Source organism: Streptomyces sp. MnatMP-M17 (genome assembly GCF_900091995.1).
In the GTDB taxonomy this organism is placed as follows: domain Bacteria; phylum Actinomycetota; class Actinomycetes; order Streptomycetales; family Streptomycetaceae; genus Streptomyces.
On sequence record NZ_FMDK01001036.1, the window covers coordinates 1 to 1,976 of the forward strand.

The 1,976-nt window shown below is 72.3% G+C and carries 2 protein-coding genes and 1 pseudogene; all 3 read left to right on the forward strand.

Going from position 1 to position 1,976, the window contains the following annotated elements:
- A pseudogene (locus GA0115259_RS35530) lies at window positions 1–187 on the forward strand (acyl-CoA dehydrogenase); the annotation flags it as partial.
- Window positions 188–290: 103 nt separating this feature from the next.
- On the forward strand, window positions 291–578 hold the full coding sequence (locus GA0115259_RS35535) for an acyl carrier protein (protein WP_093604503.1): 288 nt from the start codon (window positions 291–293) through the stop codon (window positions 576–578).
- The coding region (locus GA0115259_RS35540; RefSeq protein ID WP_141716832.1) for a beta-ketoacyl synthase N-terminal-like domain-containing protein at window positions 578–1,976 on the forward strand (1,399 nt) is incomplete at its 3' end. The genes GA0115259_RS35535 and GA0115259_RS35540, both read left to right, overlap by 1 nt.

Genomic DNA, 1,976 nt, shown 5'->3' on the forward strand with positions numbered 1-1,976 from the left:
CGGCGGCGACGCCTTCCTCGCCGCCCCCGCCTGGCTCGCCGCCGTACTGCACCGGCTGGTCAGGCGGCTCGGCCGGCGGCACGTCGAACTCCCGGCGTCCGTGGACGCCCGGATGCACGAGGAAGTACTGCGCAGGTTCCATGCGCGCAGCAGCTACGACCTGTACGACACCACGCTCGCCGGCTGACGGATCCCCGCCGGCCACCCATGGACCCCAGCCGTCCGCGACGGCCGCCGAACGGCCGGCGCGACAGCAAGCGACCCACCGCTCACCCGCCGAGGAGTGCACCATGCCCGTTCCGACCACCGGACACACCACCGAGTCTCTGACCACGTGGTTGGCCGAGCGCATCGCCCTCTACCTCAAGCGGCAGCCCGCCGAGATCGACCCGGACGTGCCCCTCGCGGAGTACGGCCTCGACTCCGTCGCCGCCCTCAGCCTGTGCGGCGACATCGAGGACGACTACGACCTCGTGATGGAACCGACCGTCGCCTGGGACTACCCGACCGTGCACGCGCTCGCCGGCCACCTCGTGGAGGAACTCGCCGCCGACACCGCGCAGGGCGGCGGCGCTTGATGGAACCCGTGGCCATAGTCGGCATCGACTGCAGATTCCCGGGGGCGCCCGACACCGGCGCCTACTGGGATCTTCTGATGCGCGGCGCGGACGGGGTGGGGGAGGTGCCCCGGCAGCGTTGGGACGCCAAGGAGTTCCATTCGCAGGCCGGGGAAGAAGGACACACCAACACCACCGAGGGCGGCTTCATCGCCGACCCGGACGCCTTCGACAACGAGTTCTTCACCATCTCGCCGCGCGAAGCAGCCGCCATGGACCCCCAGCAGCGGCTGCTGCTCCAGTCCGCGTGGCGGGCGGTCGAGGACGCGGGGATCGCCCCGCGCACCCTCGCCGGCACCCAGACCGGGGTTTTCGTCGGCATCATGGGCAACGAGTGGGCGCAACTGCACCTCACCGACTACGCGAACGTCACCGCCCAGGTCGGCTCCGGCAACGGCTACTGCATGACCGCCAACCGGATCTCGTACCACCTCGACCTCAAGGGCCCCAGCCTCGCCGTCGACACCGCCTGCTCCTCCTCGCTGGTCGCCGCGCATCTCGCGATGAACGCCCTGCTGTCCGAGGAGTGCGACCAGGCGCTCGTCGGCGGCGTCAACGTGGCCCTCACCCCGGCCCTGTCGATCTTCTACACCCAGGCCGGGCTCTCCGCCCCCGACGGACGCTGCAAGCCCTTCAGCGCCGAGGCGAACGGCATCGGCCGCGGCGAGGGCGTCGGCATGGTCGTGCTGCGCAGGCTGCGGGACGCCATCGCCGACGGCCAACGTGTGTACGCCGTCATCCGCGGCATCGCCGTCAACCAGGACGGCCGCAGCAACGGGCTGACCGCGCCCAACCGCTGGGCCCAGCAGGACGTACTCGGCGCCGCCTACCGCAGGGCCGGGGTCGAGCCCTCCGACGTGGTCTTCACCGAGGCCCACGGCACCGGCACCAGCCTCGGCGACATGATGGAGGTCAAGGCACTCGGCCACCACCACGCCGACCGCACCGGCAAGCCCATGGCGCTCGGCTCGGTCAAGGGCAACCTCGGCCACACCGAGGGCGCCGCCGGTATCGCGGGACTCATCAAGGTCGCCCTGTCCCTGCACCACCGCGTGGTCCCCGCCAGCCGCTACGCGGCCAAGGAGAGCAAGCAGCTCAAGCTGCGCGACCAAGGGCTGCGGCTCCTCAAGGCACCGCTGCGGCTGCCCGCAGGACCCAGCGTCGCCGGACTCAGCAGCTTCGGGATGGGCGGCACCAACGCCCACGCCGTCCTGGAGTCCGCGCCCCCGCACACCGCGTACGCCGAAGCGGCGGACGGCGCCGCGCCGGGCGGTATCGGCGCCGCCGTCTTCACCCTCACCGCGCCGACCGCCGACGCACTGCGCCGCAACCTGCTGGCCCAGGCGGACGCGGCGGCGG